This window comes from Paenibacillus sp. p3-SID1389, assembly GCF_025151705.1.
Classification (GTDB): Bacteria; Bacillota; Bacilli; order Paenibacillales; family Paenibacillaceae; genus Fontibacillus; species Fontibacillus phoenicis.
In genome coordinates this window covers 132236-153107 of the sequence record NZ_JALXVO010000003.1, presented here as the reverse complement: position 1 = coordinate 153107, position 20872 = coordinate 132236, and the positions used below count along the sequence as shown (strand labels likewise).

Sequence of the window (20872 nt, the reverse complement as noted above, 5' to 3'; positions counted from 1 at the left end):
ACTAACAGTAAAAACTACTGTTAATTTTCAACCAACCGCCTTAATTGTTCTAATTAGCTGGAAAAAGTACCGTTATTTTCGATAAAATCCGCTGTTTTCGAGCAGATCAGCCAAATTAAAGGTAGGATTTACTGTTAATTCCCCTCGGTGGCGTAAATCGCGAAAAATAACAGTACGATTTACTGTTAATCTTCATCATCGGCTGATTCACACATTCTCATCGCTATTCAGCTTGCTCTCGTAAATTTTCGTAAGTGAGGTCTCGAGTTGATTGGTTTCCTCCTCGCTTAACACAGCCGTCAATCGGCGGTTAAAATCCGCTAAAATTTGCCGAAGCGTGGGCTCGAAGGCTCTTCCCTTTTCCGTCGGATACCACAAGATCGATCGCCGGTCGTGTTCGTTCACCCGCCGTTCTATGTAACCGGCCTCCTCCAGTTGTTTGACGGAGCGGGTCGTGGTCGCCTTGTCGAATTTGACCAGGTTCGTCAGCTGGTCCTGATTTAACCCGGGCGTCGCTAAGATCGCCAATAAATAGCTGTGGTTCCCGCCTCCGCCAATCCCATACGGCTTCAACAATGCGGTGACTTCCTTTTGGTTGATCCGTTGCAGATAGGAGATCAGTTTGCCAACGGAAGGGTAATTCATATCCCTGCACCTCTTTTGCGATTCTCATTTATGCAAATTTTAACTGAAATCAGTTGCGTTCGCAACTAAATTGGAGTACACTAGGATTGCTTAAAATAGTTGCGTTCGCAACAAAAAAAGGCTGGAGAAGAGAGAGGTGTGAAACGATATGGATATGACGACTCAACGTTCTGACCTTCGCACAACTTCCTATCAGGATGATCCGGACATTCAACGAAAACGTTGGTTGATCCTGATTGTATTAAATTTATTTACATTTATGTCGACGCTGGACGGAAGCATCGTCAATATTGCCCTGCCAGTGATCTCTAAAGAATTGCATCTTACCGTTGCCCAAGCAGAATGGATCGTTTCCGCATATTTGATGATGACCTGCGCAGCTATTCTTTTCTTCGGCAAACTGGGAGACATCGTTGGTAAAATTAAGGTGTTCAAATGGGGCATGGTGATTTTTACTGTGGGCTCTCTGCTGTGCGGCTTCAGCCATAACCTGCCGCTGCTCGTTGGCTCACGGCTGCTGCAAGCGCTTGGCGCCTCGCTTACCATGGCCAACAGTCAGGGAATTGTCACCGACATCTTCCCGGCCGGAGAACGAGGCAAAGCGCTTGGGTTCACCGGGACCTTCGTCTCGCTGGGAAGCATCACGGGCCCGAGCCTTGGAGGTGTGATCGTGTCGGCCTTAGGCTGGGAATATATTTTCTGGGTGAATGTCCCTGTCGGCCTCATCGCGATTGTCATCGGCTGGAAGCTGCTCCCGGCGGACCGAACCAAGCTGAAGGTGAAAATCGATAAAGCGGGCAGCACGCTGTTCCCCATCTTTATTCTGGCATTGTTCAGCGGCTTACTGTTTGGTCAGCAGCTTGGCTATCAGGATATCCGCATTGTGAGTGCGCTCGTCCTGGCGGTCGCCGTGTTCCTCGTGTTTCTGTGGATCGAGACACGCAGCGAAGCGCCGATGCTTCAACTGACGTTATTCCGCAATCCGTTGTTCAGCTTAAGCATTCTGTCGGGATTCCTGGTGTTTGTCGCCAACTTCTGCTTTAATATCATCGCCCCATTTTATACGCAAAGCATCTTAAACCTCTCGCCTTCGCATGCCGGGTTTCTGATGATGCTGTTCCCGATCGTCATGGTCATCGTCGCGCCGCTCAGCGGTGCATTGTCCGATAAGATCGGCTCCGAGTTGCTGACGTTCGTCGGGTTGATCGTGATGGTGATCGCGCAAATCGGGCTGGCCCGTTTGCACGACAGCAGCTCTATCGCCCAGGTGGGGGTATGGATTGCGATGCTTGGCCTCGGCAACGGTTTGTTCCAGTCCCCCAACAACTCGCTCATCATGTCGAAGGTTCCGAAAACCCAGCTGGGCATCGCCGGCAGCATCAACTCACTCGTACGCAATATGGGTATGGTTGTCGGCATCACCGTCGCGACCACGACTTTATTCAGCGTCATGAGCAGTCGGGCGGGCCGCCGGGTCACCGGATTGGTGCCGGATCGTCCCGATCTGTTTCTATCCGGCATGCATGTGGTGTTCATGACGTCCGCTACCATCTGTTTCGTCGTCGCCATTTTGACCGGCTGGCGGTTTTGGTCAGCAAAACGAGCGCAAGGGCGAGAACGGGTGCGTTCTACGTACTAACAGGAAATCTAATCAACCAGTCACTGATTCTCTTCAGACGACTGGTTGTTTAATCTTGAAAAGTATTACGTTTCTCTTTACTTCGCGATCAAATATCGTATTGAGTTATTAGCCCTAGCTCGTCAACATAAGTAATCGTTGATTGCAAGGTAGTTAATTGAACTCGAATCCTACAATACTTATTGTCTTTTTTCCAAGCAAGAATAACTTCCTCATTGGATGAGTCAAGCACCTTCCCGGATCCATCCCACGTGCCAAAACTAGGTTCGATATCCAGATAAGTCAGCGGGGCAAAGCTTCGATCACCGGACGAAGGAAAAGCATTTCAGTGACTTAGAAGTGGAAAATCCCTCAATGAGAAGGTGCCGGTTTACACCGCAGGTGATGAAAGACTCCGTAGGGAATAGAGGAGGGAATGATGCGCGCCGAAGGGATTTAGGTTTTCGCCTACCTCCGAAGGATGGGACGCGTCATGGCCCCGAAGGGAGATACAAATTTTAAGAGAGTAAAACAAAAGCGCCCACATGAGTGAGCGCTTGTGACTATAGTTTAATCTTCTCGAATGACTGATTTCTCTTTTCTCTTTCCTTGAGGATCCATTCCGGCAGATCAAATGCGATCTCACCGCTTTTTGATTTTCGGATAAACTCCGACATTGCAGCTCGTGTTGCAGGCGTGTCAGGAGCGTTGGGGATAGTTTGCGGTCCGCCTAAATCACCAAGATCGCTTCGTTTAATTTTAATTTGACTAGAAGCAAGCAGCTTGTTGTACGGCCGTCTATTCCTCATCATGTTTATCACGTCCTTTAGTAATAGTATAACTCAATAATGGCTTTCATGATACCACCGTTTATGCCCATCATGCCTTGCGGTAAAAGAAAAGCACAAAAATGTTTATGATAATAAGACTGTAATTTTGTTTTTGGCGTCAGCGCTAAGAATCCATCGAAACCAAGTCGGTCGCTCTCCAGGGAAGCGAATGCCAATAAAAGCTTCATCACATTCAAATAAAAGCGCGGCGGGTTCGCATTGTACCGAGTAGGAAAGGCAGAATCCAGGAGCACTACATAAATGTGATCCTCACGAATCTCAAAAGAGATACCACCAATGATACTGCCATTATGGTCATCCACGAGTTTATAGACCTTCCTTTTTGAACTATGCAGTTCTTTTCGCCAATCAAACGTCCATTTCATTCGTCTCGTGTCGCTTAATGTAGCTGGTTCAATTCTCGCTTTACGAAAAGAACCATCACTACATTCTAACCACCAATCTGCCATACATAAACCTCCTTCCATTACAGTATAAAGGAGACGCCACAATGACGTCTCCTATTTGAGTAGCTATACTATAACCAGCATTTCGCTTATCCAAGTTTGGAAAGCAGAGATGCATAAACGGATATACTTGATCCAGATCGGAGAGAAGACTGTAGGTTCATCAGTTGGGTAGCTGATTGAGCAATCTTCTTTTCTTCTCTGGATATCTCAGAGTAAATAATACTCATAATCATCCAATCCTTTCTGGCTATTAACAAAGCTTCGCTCCTTTCCAATCCAAAGTCTGTTCAAATTTTAAGAGGGTCTCTGATAAGGAAGCCCTCTTTTTGATTTATATGGTTTCCTTGATGATCAAATACAACGTTACTTATTGATTCCCCGAATTGATATCAACAACCACTTTGCTTAAGGTCAAGACGGGCACATCAGAATCCGGAGTTAGGAAATCCCGTTGTTCCATCGGAAACCTATAAGCCGATCCGTAACTTCACTGCTCTGACAACTTTGAGTCAGGCCGCTGTAGTTTATAGCGCTTTCATCCTTTTCAGGAACATATGAGGTATATATTTTTCCGTTCGTGTCGATGAAGACAGCCACATCGACTTCACTAAATAATGACAAGTTAGTTGTCAGTCGAGATTCATTAATGACGTCATTGACACTTCGTTCAATCAGGGGATTACTAAAAATTCGACTTGATAGGAATGCCAAAATGCACAGCGGTATGAGGATTTAGCGGGATAAAAACGGTGAGCAGCTTGCTTTTAAACGACAATCCCCCAAACCAAATCCAGATACGCTGTTTCATGCTCAATTCACCTCTCTTTCCGAAACGCCTACCATAAGCGTACTATAATAAATGTATGTGTAATCCCACAGTAGCCCCCCTCCACCTCAGTTTTCAGCGTATGTACTTAACGGCTGTTCTTATATTGCCATAAAAAATACCCCTTAGAATTCATCGGAATAACCAGGGATTTTCCAATGTCTATTCTAAGGGGTGCACTTCATTAGATGATCCTGAAGGTGTTTTTAATTGTCTCACATTGCGGGGTCAGTCCCGTGAGAAAAACACCCTTATGGATCTTTTGCTTTTATAAAGAGGGATGGTACTATATTAGTCCTTCCACTCGAGTCCGTTCAGGATGCGATATTTCAATAAGGCAAGCAGGAAATCATCATAAAAATCTTTACGAACGATGATCCGGTATTGGCGCTCCTGATCCTGATTCAAGTAGAACAAGACATCCGTGTATACGTCATTATCCTCGAACTTTTTCTGCACTTCCCGCATGTTCGAGAACAGCGGTTCGTTCTGCAGGAAAGTCAACTCGAATTCTACGTCCTCTTCATTTACCGTTTCACGAATGCGGACTTGCTCCGGATCAAAGTGATAGATCAGCGGCATGTCCTGTCCCCCTCACGCAATAGATTGATGATCTAAGCGTATCGTGTCGCAGCAGCGAAGTCAAATTTTAGAAAAAGCTGACTCTCGGTATCTCGCATATTCCTCCGGTGTGTCGATATCGCGGGGGGCATTTCCCGAAATCTTCACCTCAACGATTTGCTCTCTGTATTGCTGCAGCAGCTCTTTGGCCCCAACGTCACCGTCCAGCTTAGTCAACTCAGGGAACAACGGCGCTGCAAACAATACGGGATGCGCCGGTCGATCATCATAACGCGCTTGCACAATCTCGGCTCCGGTTTGGATGAACACTTCCGTCACTTGCCGTATCGCATCCGGTGAGATCTCCGGCTGATCGCCCAAGATGATTTGAATCGCTGCAGGTGCATAACGCGCCTCTAGCTGCCGGACTCCAGCCGCCAGCGAGGCGCCAAGCCCCCGATTGGCCTGCGAGGTTGTCAGCCATTCCACCGGCACACTCTCCGTATCTTCTTGGCGAAGCGGTCCGCCTTCCGCGGTAATAACCGCCATCTGAACATTTCCTGCCACCAACACCTGGTGTATCGTTTGTTGCAGCAGATTTCCGCGCGGTGCTGGCAGCAGCAGCTTCGGCTCGCCCATACGCCTGGAAGCGCCGCCCGCGAGGATTAACGCCCATACATCTCCTGACCCAGCTCTGCGCTTAGACACGGCAGGACTCCGGAAAGGCAGGTTCGTCAAGAAATGATGGACTCGAAGTCGAAGCGTTCAATGAAGCGTCAGTTCCTCCCCCGCGGATGGCCCCTTTCCGATCACGCAGAAACCCGCCGGAGCGTCCATTTTTGATTGCGGTAATTTCTGCCAAGATACTCATCGCAATCTCTTCAGGGGTTTCCGCGCCAATGTCCAGCCCTACTGGCGAATAGAGTTTATCCAGCAGCGCAGGTTCGATCGCGCGTTCCGGCTCGCCAGGGTTCCGAATTGGCTCCAGAATCTTCTCCAACCGGTAGCGGGAGCCGACCAGGCCGACATATTGGACCTCCGGCGTGAGCATCTTGTGGACCGCCTCCCGGTCCAGCTCCAGGTTATGCGACATGACGACGACGTATTTGCCGCGGACATCGACCTGCTCAAACGCGAAGCGCGGGATAATCTGCAGCTCGTCCGCTGCAGGAAACCGCTCCCGCGTCGCTTTCCCCGTCGCATGGTACGCGACGGTCACCCGCCACTGCAGCCGGCGCGCCAGGCTGCAGAGCAAGCGCGCATCGTCGCCAACGCCGACGATGACCAGCTCCGGGCGCGGTGCGACCCGCTCCAGCAGCAGCTCCAGCTGCGCGCTGCCCTCGGTGCGTCGCACCAGCCCGGCCCGCCGGCCCGCGCCCAGCAGGCCGGCGGCTTCGGCCGCGCCGGCGAGCGTGCGGCGCGCGCCGGGCGGCACGGCGGCGGGATCGGAGGAACCGATCACCGTCGCCGCCACATACGGCTCGCGCGTCTCCACGCGCTGCCGCAGATCGCCGATGATCCGGTCCGCCGCGTCCGGCGCACAGACCGGATCAAACGGCTCGAGCCACACCGTGATCGCCCCGTTACACCCGAGGCCGGTCCCCCACACCTCATCTTCCCCAATGCGGAAGTCGTATAGCAGCTTGCGCGGCTCCAAGGTGCGAAGCACCTCCTGGGCATGCTCGCGCAAGTCTTCCTCAATGCAGCCGCCGCTCAGAATGCCCGTCACCTCGCCATCCGCATGGATGAGGCAGCGGGCGCCTTCCCGGCGGTAGGCGGAGCCGTCCACATCCACAATCGTGGCAACAACGCAAGCCCGGCGCTCCGCCAGGCAGGCGTCCAATGCAAGAATGAGCTCCTCCATGTTCATGTCATCTCCCGTCTTCAATCTCGGGTCCGTCTATCTCAATCCTGGAACGGAACCCCCACCCTTTATTACGATTGCAGCGATTTCCACACGCGTTCTGCCGACAGCGGCAGCACATAACCGCGCCGTCCCGTTGCATTGGCGATCGCATTGGCAATGGCGCCCGGAACCGGATCCAGCGCCACTTCGCCCAGTGACTTCGCCCCAAACGGGCCGTGCGGATCGGCTTCCTGCACGAAATGAACCTGAACATCAGGCATATCTTTAGCTCCCGGCATGCGGTAGTCCATCATCGAAGGGTTCATGACTTTGCCTTCCTGTACGATCAAATCCTCCATCGTGACCCAGCCGATGCCTTGGGCGACGGCGCCCAGCACCTGACCTTTCGCCATCGTCTCGTGGATGATCGTGCCCGAATCGTGCACAGCCCAATACCCGACAACCTTCGTCCGGCCGGTGTCCGGATCCACCTCAACCTCGGCGACATGCGCCGCAAACGGATAGTTTGGCGAAGGATGTCCGAAATAACTGGCGTCCGGCAGCTCGGTATCCGGCACATAGGTTTCCTTAACAGTGAACTCCTCGCCAGCATGACGCGCCCGGAACCAATCAACGACATCGCTAAGCGAATACGTTTTTCCCTCGTGCTTCACGACGCCCGCCTCATATACCGCTCCTTCGCCAAGAGCCTGAACGGCCAATTGCTGAATTTCGCGGACCAGCGATTCCGCCGCCTTTTGCACCGCATTGCCGCCCATCACCGTACTGCGGGAAGCCAACGTACCGATGCCAAACGGATACCGCCCGGTATCCCCGGATCTGACCAAAATCCCGTCTTCCGGAATCCCGAGCACGTGGCTGGCGATGCGGGCGTAAGTCATTGACATCCCTTGACCTAACTCGATTTCGCCGGTTTCCACTTCAACGAATCCGCCTGGTTTGACGCGAATGACTGCCGTTGAGCCGTCAAACCGAGGATCGATCGCGCGGAAGCCCGAGACGTGGTTAGCCACCGCAAGGCCAAGGCCCCGGTAAGGCGGCAGTTCGTTTCTCCGCTCCCAACCGGACAGCTCCTTCACCTTCTCGATGCACGCTTCCAAATTACACGTATCGAGACGATATCCATGCAGCGTCGTGTCGCCGGCGTGGACGATATTTTTGAGACGCAGCTCGGCCGGATCCATTCCCAGCTCCAGCGCAATTTCGTCAATCACGCTTTCCACCGCGAATAGCATCTCCGCATTGCCGAACCCGCGCATACACGTCGTTGGACTATTGTTGGTGTACACCAGGTATCCCGTCGACTTCACATTGTGGAAATGATAGATGTTGTCCGGCCGGGTGCAGGCGGTGGCGATTACGTTGGGACTCCAATAGACGCGAGCACCCGCATCGGCATATACCGTCAGCTCTTTGTACACGAATTTCCCTTCCGCATCTGCCCCGATCTCAATGTCAAAGGTCAGCGGAACACGCGGATGGGCCGTAATCATATCTTCATACCGATCCAAAATGATCTTCACGTGCCGTCCCGTCGCCATTGCCAAGGCCGCCGCGATCACATGAACCTTCAGGACGTATTTAGCGCCAAAAGAACCCCCAATCAGCGGCACGATCATCCGCACCTTGTCTTCTGGCAAGCCAAAACCGGCAGCATACGCTTCCCGCGCCCGGTACGGAATGTGGGAAGGCGCCCAAATGGTGATGCCCTCCTCCTCCGACCAGTGTGCAATCGCCCCAACCGGCTCCAAATGTCCCTGATATATTCGGTTCGAAACGTAACGCCCGCCTTTCACGACGGCCGCCTTCCGCTTCCCTGCTTCCACATCGCCGCGCGCGACATCCACCTTCATCGGACGGTTCAGCTCCACGTCCTCGTGAATCTGCGGCGCTCCAGGAGCCATCGCCGCTTCGGGGTCAAACACGCCTTCCAAAGGCTCTAGCTCCACCTCGATCAGGGCCAATGCTTGCTCGGCTGCTTCTTTCGTCTCGGCTGCAACCGCAGCGATTTCATCGCCGATGAAGAGCACGCGATCGCGGGCGAGAATGTTCCAGTCTTTGAATTTGGTAGGCCCGTATTTATGGTTAGGCACGTCATCTGCCGTGATAACAGCATGAACGCCTTCCACTTGACGGGCTTTGTCCACGTTAATCCGTTTGATCCGCGCATGCGCCAGCGGGCTGCGGTAAATCGCGCCAACCAACTGCCCGGGAAAATTCATATCGTGCAGGTAACGGGTTTGCCCCTCCAGCTTGGACTTCAGATCCAACGGCTTTTGCTTTAACGTCGGATGGCCTTGCCGAGCTGATGGGTTCGGGTCAGCCGGGTTCATGACCTTGGCGTCTTGTGATTTGCTAGGTTGCTGCAGGCTGTTCTTCGTCATCGCACGGCTCCTTTCGAGGCCAGGACGTGCTCCGCCGCTTCAATGATGCCGCGATAGCCGGTACACCGGCACAGGTTGTTCTTCAGCGCCGCACCGATGTCACCGCCGAACAAGTCTGGATTTTGCAGCCAAGCCCAAGTCGACATCATCATCCCCGGGGTGCAAAAACCGCATTGTACGCCGCCGTACTCCTGCATCGCCTGCTCTAGCTCCCGGAATTCGGGATGCCGGGCTAAGCCTTCGATCGTTTCAACCGTTTGCCCTTGGGCGGAAGCCACCGGCACCAAGCAAGAAACGACCGGCTGGCCGTCCAGCAACACGGTGCAAGCCCCGCATTCGCCGGTGCGGCAGCCGATTTTTGTCCCCGTCAGGCCTTGTCCTTCACGGATCACGTCCGCCAGCGAAGCGGTCGGCTCTCCGTTCCAGGTCACGTCCTCGCCGTTAATGGTTAACGTCAAACTAGAGTTAGGGTTATGGTTATGTCCGCCGTTCATGAGGCAGCACCTTCTTCCTTTTGCAAATGCTTATGTGTCTTGGACGGAGGAATGGAACACTTCCTGCGGCGTGAAGCTGCGATCCAGCAAGCCGTCCTCCTGAAGATAGGAAATAAACGTCTCGATCTGCGGCCAGTTCGCAGCAACGCCATAAGGCCACATATCCCCGTTCATCAGCTTGGCCGATTGTTCAGCCGATTCCCAGACAAACGGATTGGAGGTTGCGTTGCGAATCGTCTCCAGCAGCTCGGTGATCCCTTCATCTTTGATCTCCCGCATCAGCTCGTACAACTGCTTCGGCAGTTCCGGAAATTGCTGAACGGTCTCCGCCTTCAGCGAAACCAAGTGCATAATCGGGAAAATCCCCGTACGCTGGTAATACTTCCGCTCGACGTTCCAGACGTCCGGGATTAACCGGCGCAGCACGCCGCCTTCGCCCGAAGCGGGGAACAACTTGGCCGGCGGGCGCCGAGCCGTCATGATCGCATCCACTTTGCCTTCAGCCAGCGCTTCAAAAATATCGCCTTCCACCAGCTTTGCCGGCGTCTCCACCGGCACCCGCTCTGGACGGAACGTATACCATTCCATCTCATCGGTGGCGATCCCCCATTCATGCCGGAACATGCCCCGGACCCATACGGCCGCCGTCATTTGAAACTCGGGAAATCCGAACCGCTTGCCTTTGAGTTCAGAAGGGTGAGTATACGGACTGTCCGAGCGGACATAAATCGCATTATGCCGGAATGACCGGGACAGAAATACCGGTATTGCCGTTAACCGCGTATCTCCTCCGCCTTTGGCAATCAGGTAGGAGGCCAACGAAAGCTCGGATACGTCATACGACGCCTGCGAAATTTGTTTAACAAAAATCTCCTCGATCGACTCCCGCTGCACGTCGAGCGCAAAGCCCGGCAGCGGTTTGGCGCCGCTGAGCAACTTTAAGGTGCGATCGCTCTCTGACATCGCGATCTTTAAGGTTGTCCCTGCCATGGTGATGCTCCTTTCCCCTCGTTACAGGCCGTTTGCGAGCAAAGCGTTCGCGGCCCGCTTGATATAAGTCCCGACTAAGGCGCGGCGATACTCCGCGCTGGCGCGCACATCCGTGATCGGCGAGCTATGCTGAACGTATAACGCGCTGAGCTCGTCCAGCTTAGCGGCAGTAAGTTCCCCGCTCCAGCGCTGCTCTTCCTCCGCGCTCAGCGTGAAAGGCTTGGGCGCGGCCGCGCCAATCGCGGCAGTCCCCCACTCGATCTCGCTGCCCTTGCCTTGCAACAGCAAGGCGACGGAGACGATCGAGATGTCGGTGGCCGCGCGCTGATCGTGCCGCAGAAACACCTGCGGCACCTCGAGCACCCGGGCCGGGATGAACAGCGACGCGATCAGCTCGCGTTCGCGAAGCTGGGTCGCCTTCGGCCCGGTGATGAAGTCCGCGATCGGCACGCAGCGGGTGCCGTCCGCCCCGGCAAGCCGGACTTCCGCTCGGTAAGCGACGAGCGGAACGACCATATCGGCTGCCGGGGAGGCGTTCGCCACATTGCCGCCAAGCGATGCGCGGTTTTGGATCTGCCAGCCGCCGACGATACGGGCGGCTTGTTGCAGCGCGGGCACGACGCGAAACGTGTCGCTGCCCCAAATTTCGGCGGCCGTCACCGCGGCGCCGATTTCGAGACCCGCCTCGGTTCGGCGGGTCGCTTGCAGCTCCGGCACGCGCCGGATGTCGAGCCAGTCGGTATGCTCCGACTCGTACGATTTGCGCTGCGCGTTCACGAACAAATCGGTTCCCCCGCACACGATGCGGGGGTTCCGCTCCCGAAGCAGCTCAAGCGCTTCGTCTAAACTGCGGGGCTGTAACCAGGCCATAATTGCCCCTCCTTCATGTGAATAATGGTCATGTCTACTCCAGCGCTGTCGCCAAATCCTTGATCCACGGACGGCCGGTCAGCGGTTCGATCTTAACCTCACTGCCTGGAACGGCACGGATGCTGCACAAGTAGCCAGGTTTGCCGTCCACAAACGCCGAGCATTCTTTGCAGGCGTTGGCGGAACGGCAGGAATACCGTACCGAAAAGGACGGGTCTACATGCTCCCGAATCCAAAAGATCGCATCCAGCAGGCTCATCCCGTCCCGGAACGGAACTTCGTATTTCTCCAAGGAAGCGCCGCTTTCCGCATCACCGCGAACTACGTTTAAAGTCACTGTTGCCATTGTTCCTTTTTCTCCCTTCATTCGGAACCGTCTTGCCGGCTCGCTTGATCTCATCCGTCTCCGTTAGCTGCCCGCCGGCAGCGGAACCTCGGATACGACCCATTCCCCTGCCTCATTCAAGACATAGCTGTAGCTGGACGGTTGGCTGAGCGTTTCATCGTAGTCCAACCGCACATGTGCGCCGCGCGTCTCCTTGCGTTCCAGTGCGCCCAGCACAATCGCTTCGCTGACCTTCAGCATGTTGGCGGCTTCCAGCTTCTCGAACAGGGACAGCGCAAACTTGCCCGGCTTCGCCAGCGAGATGCTGTCCAGCTCGCTGCGCAGTGCCTGCAGCTCCGTCAACGCTTCCTTCAAGCCGCTTTCCGTACGAAGCGGTCCGGCTCCCTTCCACATCACCTTCTGCAGCTTGCGTTTAAACGCTTGGAGCGATGCGGTATCCCGTTCAACCGGGACAGGGTGCCAAAATTGCGTGAGCCGCTCCATCTCCCGCTCAAACGCTTGACGTACAGCAGCTTCATCCAGCGCATCGCTTTTCTCCCGTGCCGCGGTTTCGCCGGCGATACGGCCGGTGACCAGCGCTTCAGTGATGGCATTGCCAGATAAGCGGTTAGCGCCATGCATGCCATAAATCAGCTCGCCCGATGCCAGCAGCCCTGGCACCCGCGTGCGCATCGCTTCGTCCACGCGTACGCCGCCAAGCATAAAGTGCGCCATCGGCGCCACTTCCACCATATCTTTGGTCAAATCAACGCCTTGATTCCGCAAAATATCGATGACCGGACCAAACGCTTCCTTCAGCTTGTCCTCCGGCACCATCGTGAAGTCAAGATACGCCCCGCCGTGCGGCGTGCCGCGGCCAGCCTCCACCTCGCGGAAAATCGCCAGCGTCGTTTGGTCACGCGCAGCCGTGTATTTTCCGGCAACTTCCCCGTTGTATTTATCCATAAATTCTTCTTTTAAACCGTTCAGCAGACGGCCGCCCAGCTTATAGCGGAACGGATCCCACATGATCGGATCGATGCCAACGAGCGGCGGAAACAGGTGGGCGATCGGGAAGAACTGCACCATTTCCATATCGCGCACCTCGGCGCCCGCCTCGGCCGCCAGTACGAATCCGTCGCCGGTCATGTTCGCCGACGCACTGTTACGCTCAAAGACCTCCGTTAATCCGCCCGTGGCCAAAATGACCGATGAAGCGGCGATACTAATCGGACGGTACTCCTCCATCTCAAAGCCGATTGCACCAACGGCCCGCCCATTTTCGACGACAACTTTCGTGATCATCACGTTTTTGAGCCGCTGGATCTTCTCGTCCTTCCATATCGCCTTCTTTAAACCGGCTGCCGTAGCACCGCCCGTATTCAAAATGTCCACGTAGACGCAGCGGGCTTTGGAATGCCCCGGAGCAAACGTCTGCGAACGCTTGCCATCCGGCGTTCGGGCCCACTTAACGCCATAACCTTCCGCTTCGAGGATTACTTCAGGTCCCCGTTCAACAACGGCGCGGACGATGTTCGGATCGGCCAAGCCCCGGCTTCCCTTCATCGTGTCCTCAAAATGAATTTCCGTGCTATCCTCTTCCGCTTCGCCCAAAGCCACGGCCACGGTCATCTGCGCCAAAATCGTCGCTCCGCCCCGGCTGATTAAGCTCTTGTCGGTCAAAATCACGCGGGCGCCTTCATCGGCCGCCGCTCGGGCCGCCATCAACCCGGCGGCGCCGGAGCCGACAACCAACACATCCGTCTGCAAATGCAATGGTTCCATCCTGTTGTCCCCTCCTTCTGCGCTTACGCTTGTTGCCCCAGCGTGATCCCTACCGATTGAACCGTAATCCCTGCGGCGGTTAATGAACTGCGGATTTTACCAGCGAATTCGACCGCATGAATGCCGTCACCATGAATACAAATCGTATCCGCTTGGATGTCCACATCGACGTTCTGCTGCGACATCACTTTGCCTTCGGCAACCATCCGAATGACCTGTTTCACCGATTGCTCCTCATCCGTAATCAGAGCGTCCGGCAAACGGCGCGAGGTGAGCGAACCGTCGGATTGGTAAGTCCGGTCGGAGAATACTTCGCTCGCTGTGCGCAACCCGGCTTTTTTCCCGGCTTTGATCAACTCGCTGCCAGCAAGACCAAACAGAATCAACTCCGGATCTACCTTATATACTGCTTCGGCGATCGCCTCCGCCAAACCGGCGTTCCGTGCCGCCATGTTATACAAGGAACCATGGGCTTTGACATGCTGCAGCTTGGCCCCTTGCGCGCGTACAAATCCCCACAGCGCACCAATCTGATACACCACGATGTCATAAGCCTCTTGCGGAGACAGGTCCATATCGCGACGGCCAAATCCAACCAAATCCTGCAGCCCAGGATGTGCTCCTAAAGCCACTCCATGATCCAATGCCAGCTTCACGGTCTGGCGCATCGTCGCCGGGTCGCCGGCATGGAAACCGCAAGCGATGTTCGCGGAGGTGACGAATTTCAACACCTCGTTGTCTCTGCCCAGCTTATAAGCGCCAAAGCTCTCGCCCATATCACAGTTCAAATCCACTACGTTATTCATGCTGATGCTCCTCTCGCAATTCATTAATAGGATTAATTCATGACATTAACTATGAAACACGCCAGCCTCAAACGGCAGAATGAACAACGGAAGCCAATTCCTCCGTTTTCTGCCGGTTGAGGCTACATGCTTTAGATTTGCCAGTTGTTTTTCTCTTCTGCGGACAGTTTGCGCAGCGAAGCCAGATCGGCCAGTTCCACCTGCTCCTTCGGAACCACGGCCCGTTTCGGAAAGACCACAGGCGGCGCAGGTTTGGTGGCGTCTACAATCACGGCGCTGGACATACGCGGCGTATTCTTGCCTTCGGCGTTGTACTCCCAGTTCGTCGGAAGCAAACCGCCGGGACCGTTCCAACGCGGGATGACCAGCAAATCGCGCTCCGCATCAAACCGCGTGCCAATCGCCCAAGCGACCTCTTCCCCGTTAAACACGTCGATGTCCTCGTCCACGACGACGATATGACGCAAATTCTCCGGCTCGGTGTTAAGCGCTGCAAAAGCCGCTTTTTTTACGTCCGCATCCTTTTCCTTCTGAATCGACAAATAACAGTTCATCCGGGCGTAGAAAGGAACGTTTACCGTCTTGAGACCCGGTACGATTTTCTTCACTGTATGATAAATGCTGCCGGAACGCGGCACTCCGCCCACAACCAAATGCTCTCGACCGGAAGCGACGATATCTTGGAAGATCGCATGATTCCGGTATGTAATGCGTTTGATGCGGATCGTAGGTACCGAACCTCCGCCGAGATAATGGCCCGGCCATTCGCCGAACGGCCCCTCGCTGTGATCGTTATCCGGCAAAATCTCGCCTTCCAGAATGATCTCGGCATGCGCCGGGACGAGCAGATCGGACGTGTCCGCTTGCACCAGCTCCAAGGGTTCGCCCATTAACGCGCCAGCCGCTTCATATTCGCCACCGATCCCTTGAACCCGGGAAACCGCTCCCATGATAAAGCCGGGATGGTGACCTAGTGCGATCGCAATCGGAGCCGGCTTGCCTTGTTTTTTGTACTTTTTATAAATCAATCCGCCGTGGTGCGCACCAAGGAACCACACGCCCATGTCGCGTTCGTTGAAGATTTGGTGACGATAGATCCCAGCATTAATCAGCCCGGAATCCGGGTCGCGGATAATCATCACACCTGCCGACAAGTATGGCCCGCCATCCATCTCGTTGTGCACGGGAATCGGCAGCTTGGACAGGTCAACGTCTGCTTCTTCAATCACGTTTTCCTTCACTTTGGCAGCAGTGCGGTCTACGACCACCGGTTCAATCGGTTGCTGCAATTTCTCGCCATATACCCGTGGAATGTCCTGGACCTCACATCCCAAGTAGAGGGCGACGCGCTCGTACGAGGTCAACAGGTTGGAAATGCACGCCATTTGCGCGCCCTTCACCTTGTTGAACAACAAGGCAGGGTATTCGCCTTTCTCCGCCAATGCCGCAGCATAGGCGGTAATGCCAAAACGCGGATCAACCTCCGTGTCGACAAGCTTGACGCTATTCACATCAAATTGCGTTAATTGCCCGAGATAGGTTCTTAAATCTTTGGCCATGAGCGGATCGCCTTCTTTCTGTATTATCGTCGGTCGTGAAATAAATCGGGCGAAAACACACGGTCATCCGCGCGTTTTTCACCCGATCTTTATATGTCTTAAGGAAGTAACGAGAGGTCAACCGTATCTTCAAACGGGATTTCTTTATCGATGACGCCTGCCTCGATTTGTGTCTTCGTGACATTCTTCGCGCCTTCCTCAGTTACCTTAAGTCCTGCCGGCACTTTCGCCAGCTGATTTTTAACTGCCGTCTCCATGACGTCGGCTGGAATTTGGTCGAACTCTTGCAGCATTGCATCTACTGCGGAGGCCGGATCCTTCTGCACGCGCTCATTCACTTCATTGCTGACTTGAAGGAACCGCTTCATCGCATCCTGATTTTTCTCAACCCAATCCGTTTTCGCCATGACGGTAATTCCGGCAAAATCATACGGCGGATCGTACAGCACCCGGTAGTTCCCGGTAGCTAACATTTGCGAAATCGTAGGCTCGGACACCATACCGCCAGCAGCTTTGCCGCTTTCGATTGCGGCCAGCATCGTAGCGCCGCTGCCGCCATTGATGATTTGTACATCTTTGTCCGGGTCGATATTGGCCGCTTTCAAGCCTTCACGCAGCCCTGTGTCGGACAAGCTGCCTACCTTGGTTACAGCCAGCGTCGTTCCCTTCAAATCTTCCAGCTTCTGATACGGAGCATCATTCTTCACGACCAACGAATAACCAACGCCATTGTAAATTTCGCCGTAAGCTTTCACGCCAAGGCCGTTCTTTTGTTGTCTTAATACATGCTCATAAGAACCCAATACGATGTCCAAGCTACCGCCAACCAAGGCTTGTACCATATCCGCGCCGGACGTGAAGCTTTGCTTCTCGATCGTAATTCCGGCTTTCTCGTAAGAGCCATCATTAATCCCAATTTGCGCGATAATCGGCGTCATGCCGCCGCCCACCAGACCTACGCGAATCTTGACGTTTTCCGTTTGAGTTGCATTGCTGTCTCCTTCGTTGGTTCCTGTTGCCGCATTGCCGGCGCCTCCGTTATTACCTGCAGGAGCCGCATTGTTGTTGTTTCCGCAGGCGCTGACCAAAGCCATCGTCAAAACGAGCAGCGTTGCCAGAAGCATTTTTGTTTTTTTCATGTGATTCCCCTCCTTGAATAATTGCTTTCTTTCTAAATTTATGGTTGCTCCACGTTTATTTCATGGGATGAAATAATTTGGAGTTCAGCCCTTAACGGTATTTCAGCAACCGCCGTTCGACCTGAACGATAATTTGTTCCAAAACAACGGCGATAATCATGATGAGGACAAGGCCTGTAAAAATACCTGTCGTATCCAGCATGTTGGACGAATACGTGATGTAATATCCAAGCCCTCGGTTGGAGCCAACCAACTCGGCGATCACGGACCCGATCAAAGCCATGCCGATATTCAGCCGCAAGCTGGTTAGAATCCAAACCGTAATCGATGGAAGCACGACCCAGCGAAGCTTATGCGTCCATTTCGCCTTAAACGTGCTCATCATATCCATCAAGTCTTTGTCGATGTTGCGTACACCTTCATAAGCATTGTAAAAAGCTACGAAAATAACCATCGCTACAACCATCAGAATCTTCGAGGTCATCCCAATTCCAAACCAAACGATAAAGAGCGGTGCCAGTGATACCCGGGGCAAGCTGTACAATGCCATGATGTACGGATACACCCATTTTTGAAAAATCCCACTGAACGCGAGCAGAATCCCCAGCAATGTACCTCCAAGCATCCCAATAATGAGACCTACGATGGATTCCTGCAGCGTAATGCTCATGTGGAACCATAGATCCCCGCTTGCGGTCATGTCGATAATCCGCTTAATAATCAGGGACGGCTTGCTCAGCCAAAAAGAATTAAACGCCGTACCCGATAGCAGCTCCCATAATCCGATAATGACGATAAATACGACCAATCTGCCAATCCATACGGTGGTGCTGCGATTCCCGCGTCCAGCCTTAGGGGAAGGAGAGCTTGCCGATGGTGCCGATGTTTTTGTTGCCATATTGATGATTCCTCCTCTCCTATTCCCCGTCAGACATTTGGGCCCAAATTTCTTTCTGCAGCTCCTTGAACTGGGGATCAAATCGGATGTCGTAAAATGGGCGCGGCCGCTGCAAGTTCACTTTAAACTCCGCTTTGATTCGTCCCGGCCGGGAGGTCATCACGATCACCCGGTCAGAAAGTGCAATCGCCTCTTCGATATCGTGGGTGATAAAGAGCACGCTTTTGCCGACATTTTCCCATAGCTGCAGGAATTCTTCCCCAATCTTCACCCGGGTTTGCGCATCGAGCGGTCCAAACGGCTCGTCCATCAAATAAATTTCGGGGTCGTAAGCGAAGGTCCGCGCCAGGGCTACCCGCTTGCGCATCCCGCCCGATAGCTCCTTCGGATGGTAACTGCTGAAGCCATCAAGTCCAACCATTTTCAACAACCGGTTCGCTTCTTCCAGTTGCTTGTCTTTCACGAGCCCTTTGATTTCTAAAGGTAGACGCACATTGTCGATGACGCTTTTCCACGGGAGCAACGCATCGTTTTGAAACACCATTCCGACCTGGCTTGGCACGCCCTGGATTTCCTGACCATCCAAAAAGGCATGGCCGCCGGCCGGCTTCAGTAACCCGGACACCACCTTCAGCAAGGTCGATTTTCCACAGCCGCTCGGACCTACAACAGATACGAACTCGCCGTCTTCCACTTTGAGCTGAACGTTCTCCAAGGCAACGGTGCGTTGGCCCTTGGATTCGTATTCAACGCGCAAATCCCGAATTTCGAGTTTTGGATGGCTTTTGTTCTCCATCATTCATTCCTCCATACTGAATTTTCCATTCCTGCCTGTCTGATTATGCATGCCGGTCCAAGTCCCTGATCAGAATTTGCGCCCCGAAACCTCCAGCTGATTTAGACCCTCTCGCAGCGTTTGAATTGAGAGTTCCCGCTCGATCATTTGCTGCTGTGCCTCTTCCAAGGTGATCTTCCGGAATCGCACCCGAGCCCCTAAGCTGGCCTGTGCTAGCAGCGGCAAATCTACACTCGCGACTTGCGCAATTTTAGGATATCCTCCGGTTGTTTGGCGATCCGCCATCAAAATGATTGGGTTCCCGTCAGGTGGTACCTGCACAGTTCCCACCGTCACGGCCGAGGAGATCATCTCTTTCGATTGCTCCAGCTTTAACTCCCGGCCTTTGAAACGGTAACCCATCCGGTCGGACTGCGGCAAAACCGCAAATTCCTCTTGCCATAAATCGTGACGGCTGGATTCTTGGAACAATTCGTATTCTTCTCCAGGAATCAGCTGCACGGTTGGATTTGCAGCATATTTCGGAAGCATCTGCGGAAAGACCGCCCATCGGCTGACCGCACCGCTATCCTTGCTCGCCTCTCTGGCGAGTAAACCAAGAAAATGGGAGCCAAGCGGACTGATTTCCCCCAGCGTCAACCGGTCGCCGGCTGCAAGCGCCCGGCCTTCATAACCGCCGATGCCTGCCCGCAAATAGGTCGAACGGCTGTTCATCTGAACCGGAACATCGATGCCGCCCCCCACCGCCAGGTATGCGCGGCAGCCTAGCTTAGCCGGACCGAAGGTCAGCGTACTTCCCTTAGGCGCCAGAACGGTTCTCCATAACGGAACGGGTACACCGTTCAGCTTAGGGGATAAATCACCTCCACAAAGCGAGATCAGCGTCGTTTGCTCGAAGTGGATTACGGGACCCAGCAGCGTAATTTCGAGCCCGGCCTCACCTTCCGCATTCCCAACCAGTAAGTTCGCAATGCGTAGGGCGAATGCATCCATGGCACCGCCAACGATCACACCATACTTCTGGACACCAAACCTTCCCAAATCCTGAACCGTGGTCAACAATCCGGGCTTTTCGATCAAGAGACTCATCGCTCCAACTCCTCCCATGCTTCAAATTGTTCACGGGTGATCGAGTAAAAGCGGACGATATCTCCCGCCTGCAGCAAGGTTGGCGGCATTTGCTGAGGCTTAAATAATTCGATTGGAGTTTTACCGATTAACTGCCAGCCGCCAGGAGTGTCTATCGGATAAACTCCCGTCTGATCTCCGGCAATCCCAACGGTTCCGGCCGGAATGGACAAGCGAGGTGTTTCCCGGCGCGGGGTGGCAATGAGTTTGGACATTCCTCCCAAATACGCGAAGCCAGGAGCAAAACCAAGCATATAAACTAGATAATCCGCGGATGTATGAATGTTGATCACATCTTGAGGTGTTAGTCCATTGCGGAAGGCTACCGTTTCTAGATCCGGGCCCCACTCCCCTCCATAGCAAACGGGAATTTCAATGATTCTGGCTGGTGATGCATTAACGTCTCGCAGTGTGTGAAGCAACTCGGTCACAAGCTCTTCAGCTAACTGGTATGGGGTCAGTGTGCGAGCCTGGTCCTCCTGCTTCTCAGCTTCTTCCAAGAGCTTCATAACGTCATAATATATGGTTACCGACGTAAAAGCCGGAACGGTCTCGATCATCCAAGGAAAAGGGTGATGCTCCAAATGTTCCGCCAACTGCCTTACCTTTACATGTGTACTTTTTTGAATTGAATCACCAAACGTCACAATCAACGCCGAATCTCCGAGTGGAGTGATGACGGGAAACTCAGCAGGTGACGGAGAAAAAGTCATGTCCATCCTCCCATCCGAATTTCGGACTCTCTATACCGATTTACGAATTTCTTGCATATGATCATTTTGTTAGTTAATTCTAGAAAAATCAAGATTTTTTTCCGTTAAAGCGTTAATGACATAACAAGTTTTTAATACTGTTCCGAAATTCGGATCACATCATCCGAA

At 53.7% G+C, this 20872-nt stretch carries 20 protein-coding genes; 1 reads left to right on the top strand and 19 read right to left on the bottom strand.

Features of this window, described 5'->3' with window-relative positions; all coding sequences use genetic code 11:
• Positions 1-207 precede the first annotated feature (207 nt).
• Positions 208-645 carry a MarR family winged helix-turn-helix transcriptional regulator gene (locus M3G15_RS02590; RefSeq protein ID WP_260069982.1) on the bottom strand — a complete coding sequence of 146 codons (438 nt, stop codon included), beginning with the start codon at positions 643-645 and terminating at the stop codon, positions 208-210.
• 148 nt (positions 646-793) lie between these two features.
• Between M3G15_RS02590 and M3G15_RS02585 the strand changes: the two genes are divergently transcribed.
• Complete coding sequence (locus tag M3G15_RS02585; protein ID WP_009223270.1) at positions 794-2284, top strand: MFS transporter; 1491 nt, start codon at positions 794-796, stop codon at positions 2282-2284.
• Positions 2285-2826: 542 nt separating this feature from the next.
• Here the strand turns inward: M3G15_RS02585 and M3G15_RS02580 are convergent.
• The 18 genes from M3G15_RS02580 to pxpB form a co-directional block, all read right to left on the bottom strand.
• Positions 2827-3075 carry a hypothetical protein gene (locus tag M3G15_RS02580; protein WP_036643821.1) on the bottom strand — a complete coding sequence of 83 codons (249 nt, stop codon included), beginning with the start codon at positions 3073-3075 and terminating at the stop codon, positions 2827-2829.
• A gap of 14 nt (positions 3076-3089) precedes the next feature.
• A complete protein-coding gene (locus M3G15_RS02575) occupies positions 3090-3563 on the bottom strand; it encodes a hypothetical protein (RefSeq protein WP_009223269.1) in 474 nt (157 codons plus the stop codon).
• 1117 nt (positions 3564-4680) lie between these two features.
• Positions 4681-4971, bottom strand: a complete 291-nt coding sequence (locus M3G15_RS02570; RefSeq protein ID WP_260069981.1) for a hypothetical protein — start codon at positions 4969-4971, stop codon at positions 4681-4683.
• A 60-nt stretch (positions 4972-5031) separates the two neighbouring features.
• Positions 5032-5658 (bottom strand): nucleotidyltransferase family protein, encoded by a 627-nt coding sequence (locus tag M3G15_RS02565; protein ID WP_260069980.1) that lies wholly within the window; start codon positions 5656-5658, stop codon positions 5032-5034.
• Complete coding sequence (locus tag M3G15_RS02560; protein ID WP_260069979.1) at positions 5651-6814, bottom strand: XdhC family protein; 1164 nt, start codon at positions 6812-6814, stop codon at positions 5651-5653. Before M3G15_RS02560 ends, M3G15_RS02565 begins: the two co-directional genes overlap by 8 nt.
• Positions 6815-6885: 71 nt before the next feature.
• Positions 6886-9201, bottom strand: coding sequence for a xanthine dehydrogenase family protein molybdopterin-binding subunit (locus tag M3G15_RS02555; protein WP_260069978.1), 2316 nt, complete (start codon positions 9199-9201; stop codon positions 6886-6888).
• Positions 9198-9695, bottom strand: coding sequence for a (2Fe-2S)-binding protein (locus M3G15_RS02550; RefSeq protein ID WP_009223263.1), 498 nt, complete (start codon positions 9693-9695; stop codon positions 9198-9200). The genes M3G15_RS02555 and M3G15_RS02550 overlap by 4 nt, the downstream gene beginning before the upstream one ends.
• 30 nt (positions 9696-9725) lie before the next feature.
• On the bottom strand, positions 9726-10685 hold the full coding sequence (locus M3G15_RS02545; protein WP_009223262.1) for a type 2 periplasmic-binding domain-containing protein: 960 nt from the start codon (positions 10683-10685) through the stop codon (positions 9726-9728).
• A 21-nt stretch (positions 10686-10706) separates the two neighbouring features.
• Positions 10707-11555 (bottom strand): FAD binding domain-containing protein, encoded by an 849-nt coding sequence (locus M3G15_RS02540; RefSeq protein WP_009223261.1) that lies wholly within the window; start codon positions 11553-11555, stop codon positions 10707-10709.
• Between the two features lie 34 nt (positions 11556-11589).
• On the bottom strand, positions 11590-11901 hold the full coding sequence (locus tag M3G15_RS02535; protein WP_036643815.1) for a 2Fe-2S iron-sulfur cluster-binding protein: 312 nt from the start codon (positions 11899-11901) through the stop codon (positions 11590-11592).
• 63 nt (positions 11902-11964) lie between these two features.
• The gene (locus M3G15_RS02530; protein ID WP_009223259.1) at positions 11965-13665 is read right to left on the bottom strand and encodes an FAD-binding protein; all 1701 of its coding nucleotides are present in this window, start codon (positions 13663-13665) and stop codon (positions 11965-11967) included.
• 23 nt (positions 13666-13688) lie between these two features.
• Positions 13689-14471, bottom strand: a complete 783-nt coding sequence (locus M3G15_RS02525) for a LamB/YcsF family protein (RefSeq protein ID WP_260069977.1) — start codon at positions 14469-14471, stop codon at positions 13689-13691.
• A 131-nt stretch (positions 14472-14602) separates the two neighbouring features.
• The gene (locus M3G15_RS02520; RefSeq protein ID WP_009223257.1) at positions 14603-16030 is read right to left on the bottom strand and encodes a UbiD family decarboxylase; all 1428 of its coding nucleotides are present in this window, start codon (positions 16028-16030) and stop codon (positions 14603-14605) included.
• A 98-nt stretch (positions 16031-16128) separates the two neighbouring features.
• The gene (locus M3G15_RS02515; protein WP_009223256.1) at positions 16129-17169 is read right to left on the bottom strand and encodes an ABC transporter substrate-binding protein; all 1041 of its coding nucleotides are present in this window, start codon (positions 17167-17169) and stop codon (positions 16129-16131) included.
• 91 nt (positions 17170-17260) lie between these two features.
• A complete protein-coding gene (locus M3G15_RS02510) occupies positions 17261-18067 on the bottom strand; it encodes an ABC transporter permease (RefSeq protein ID WP_157273279.1) in 807 nt (268 codons plus the stop codon).
• A gap of 19 nt (positions 18068-18086) precedes the next feature.
• Positions 18087-18863, bottom strand: coding sequence for an ABC transporter ATP-binding protein (locus M3G15_RS02505; protein ID WP_036643812.1), 777 nt, complete (start codon positions 18861-18863; stop codon positions 18087-18089).
• Between the two features lie 69 nt (positions 18864-18932).
• Positions 18933-19952: a 5-oxoprolinase subunit C family protein gene (locus tag M3G15_RS02500; protein WP_260069976.1), complete on the bottom strand. Its 1020-nt coding sequence runs from the start codon at positions 19950-19952 to the stop codon at positions 18933-18935.
• Complete coding sequence (gene pxpB / locus M3G15_RS02495) at positions 19949-20710, bottom strand: 5-oxoprolinase subunit PxpB (protein ID WP_009223252.1); 762 nt, start codon at positions 20708-20710, stop codon at positions 19949-19951. Before pxpB ends, M3G15_RS02500 begins: the two co-directional genes overlap by 4 nt.
• Positions 20711-20872 lie beyond the last annotated feature (162 nt).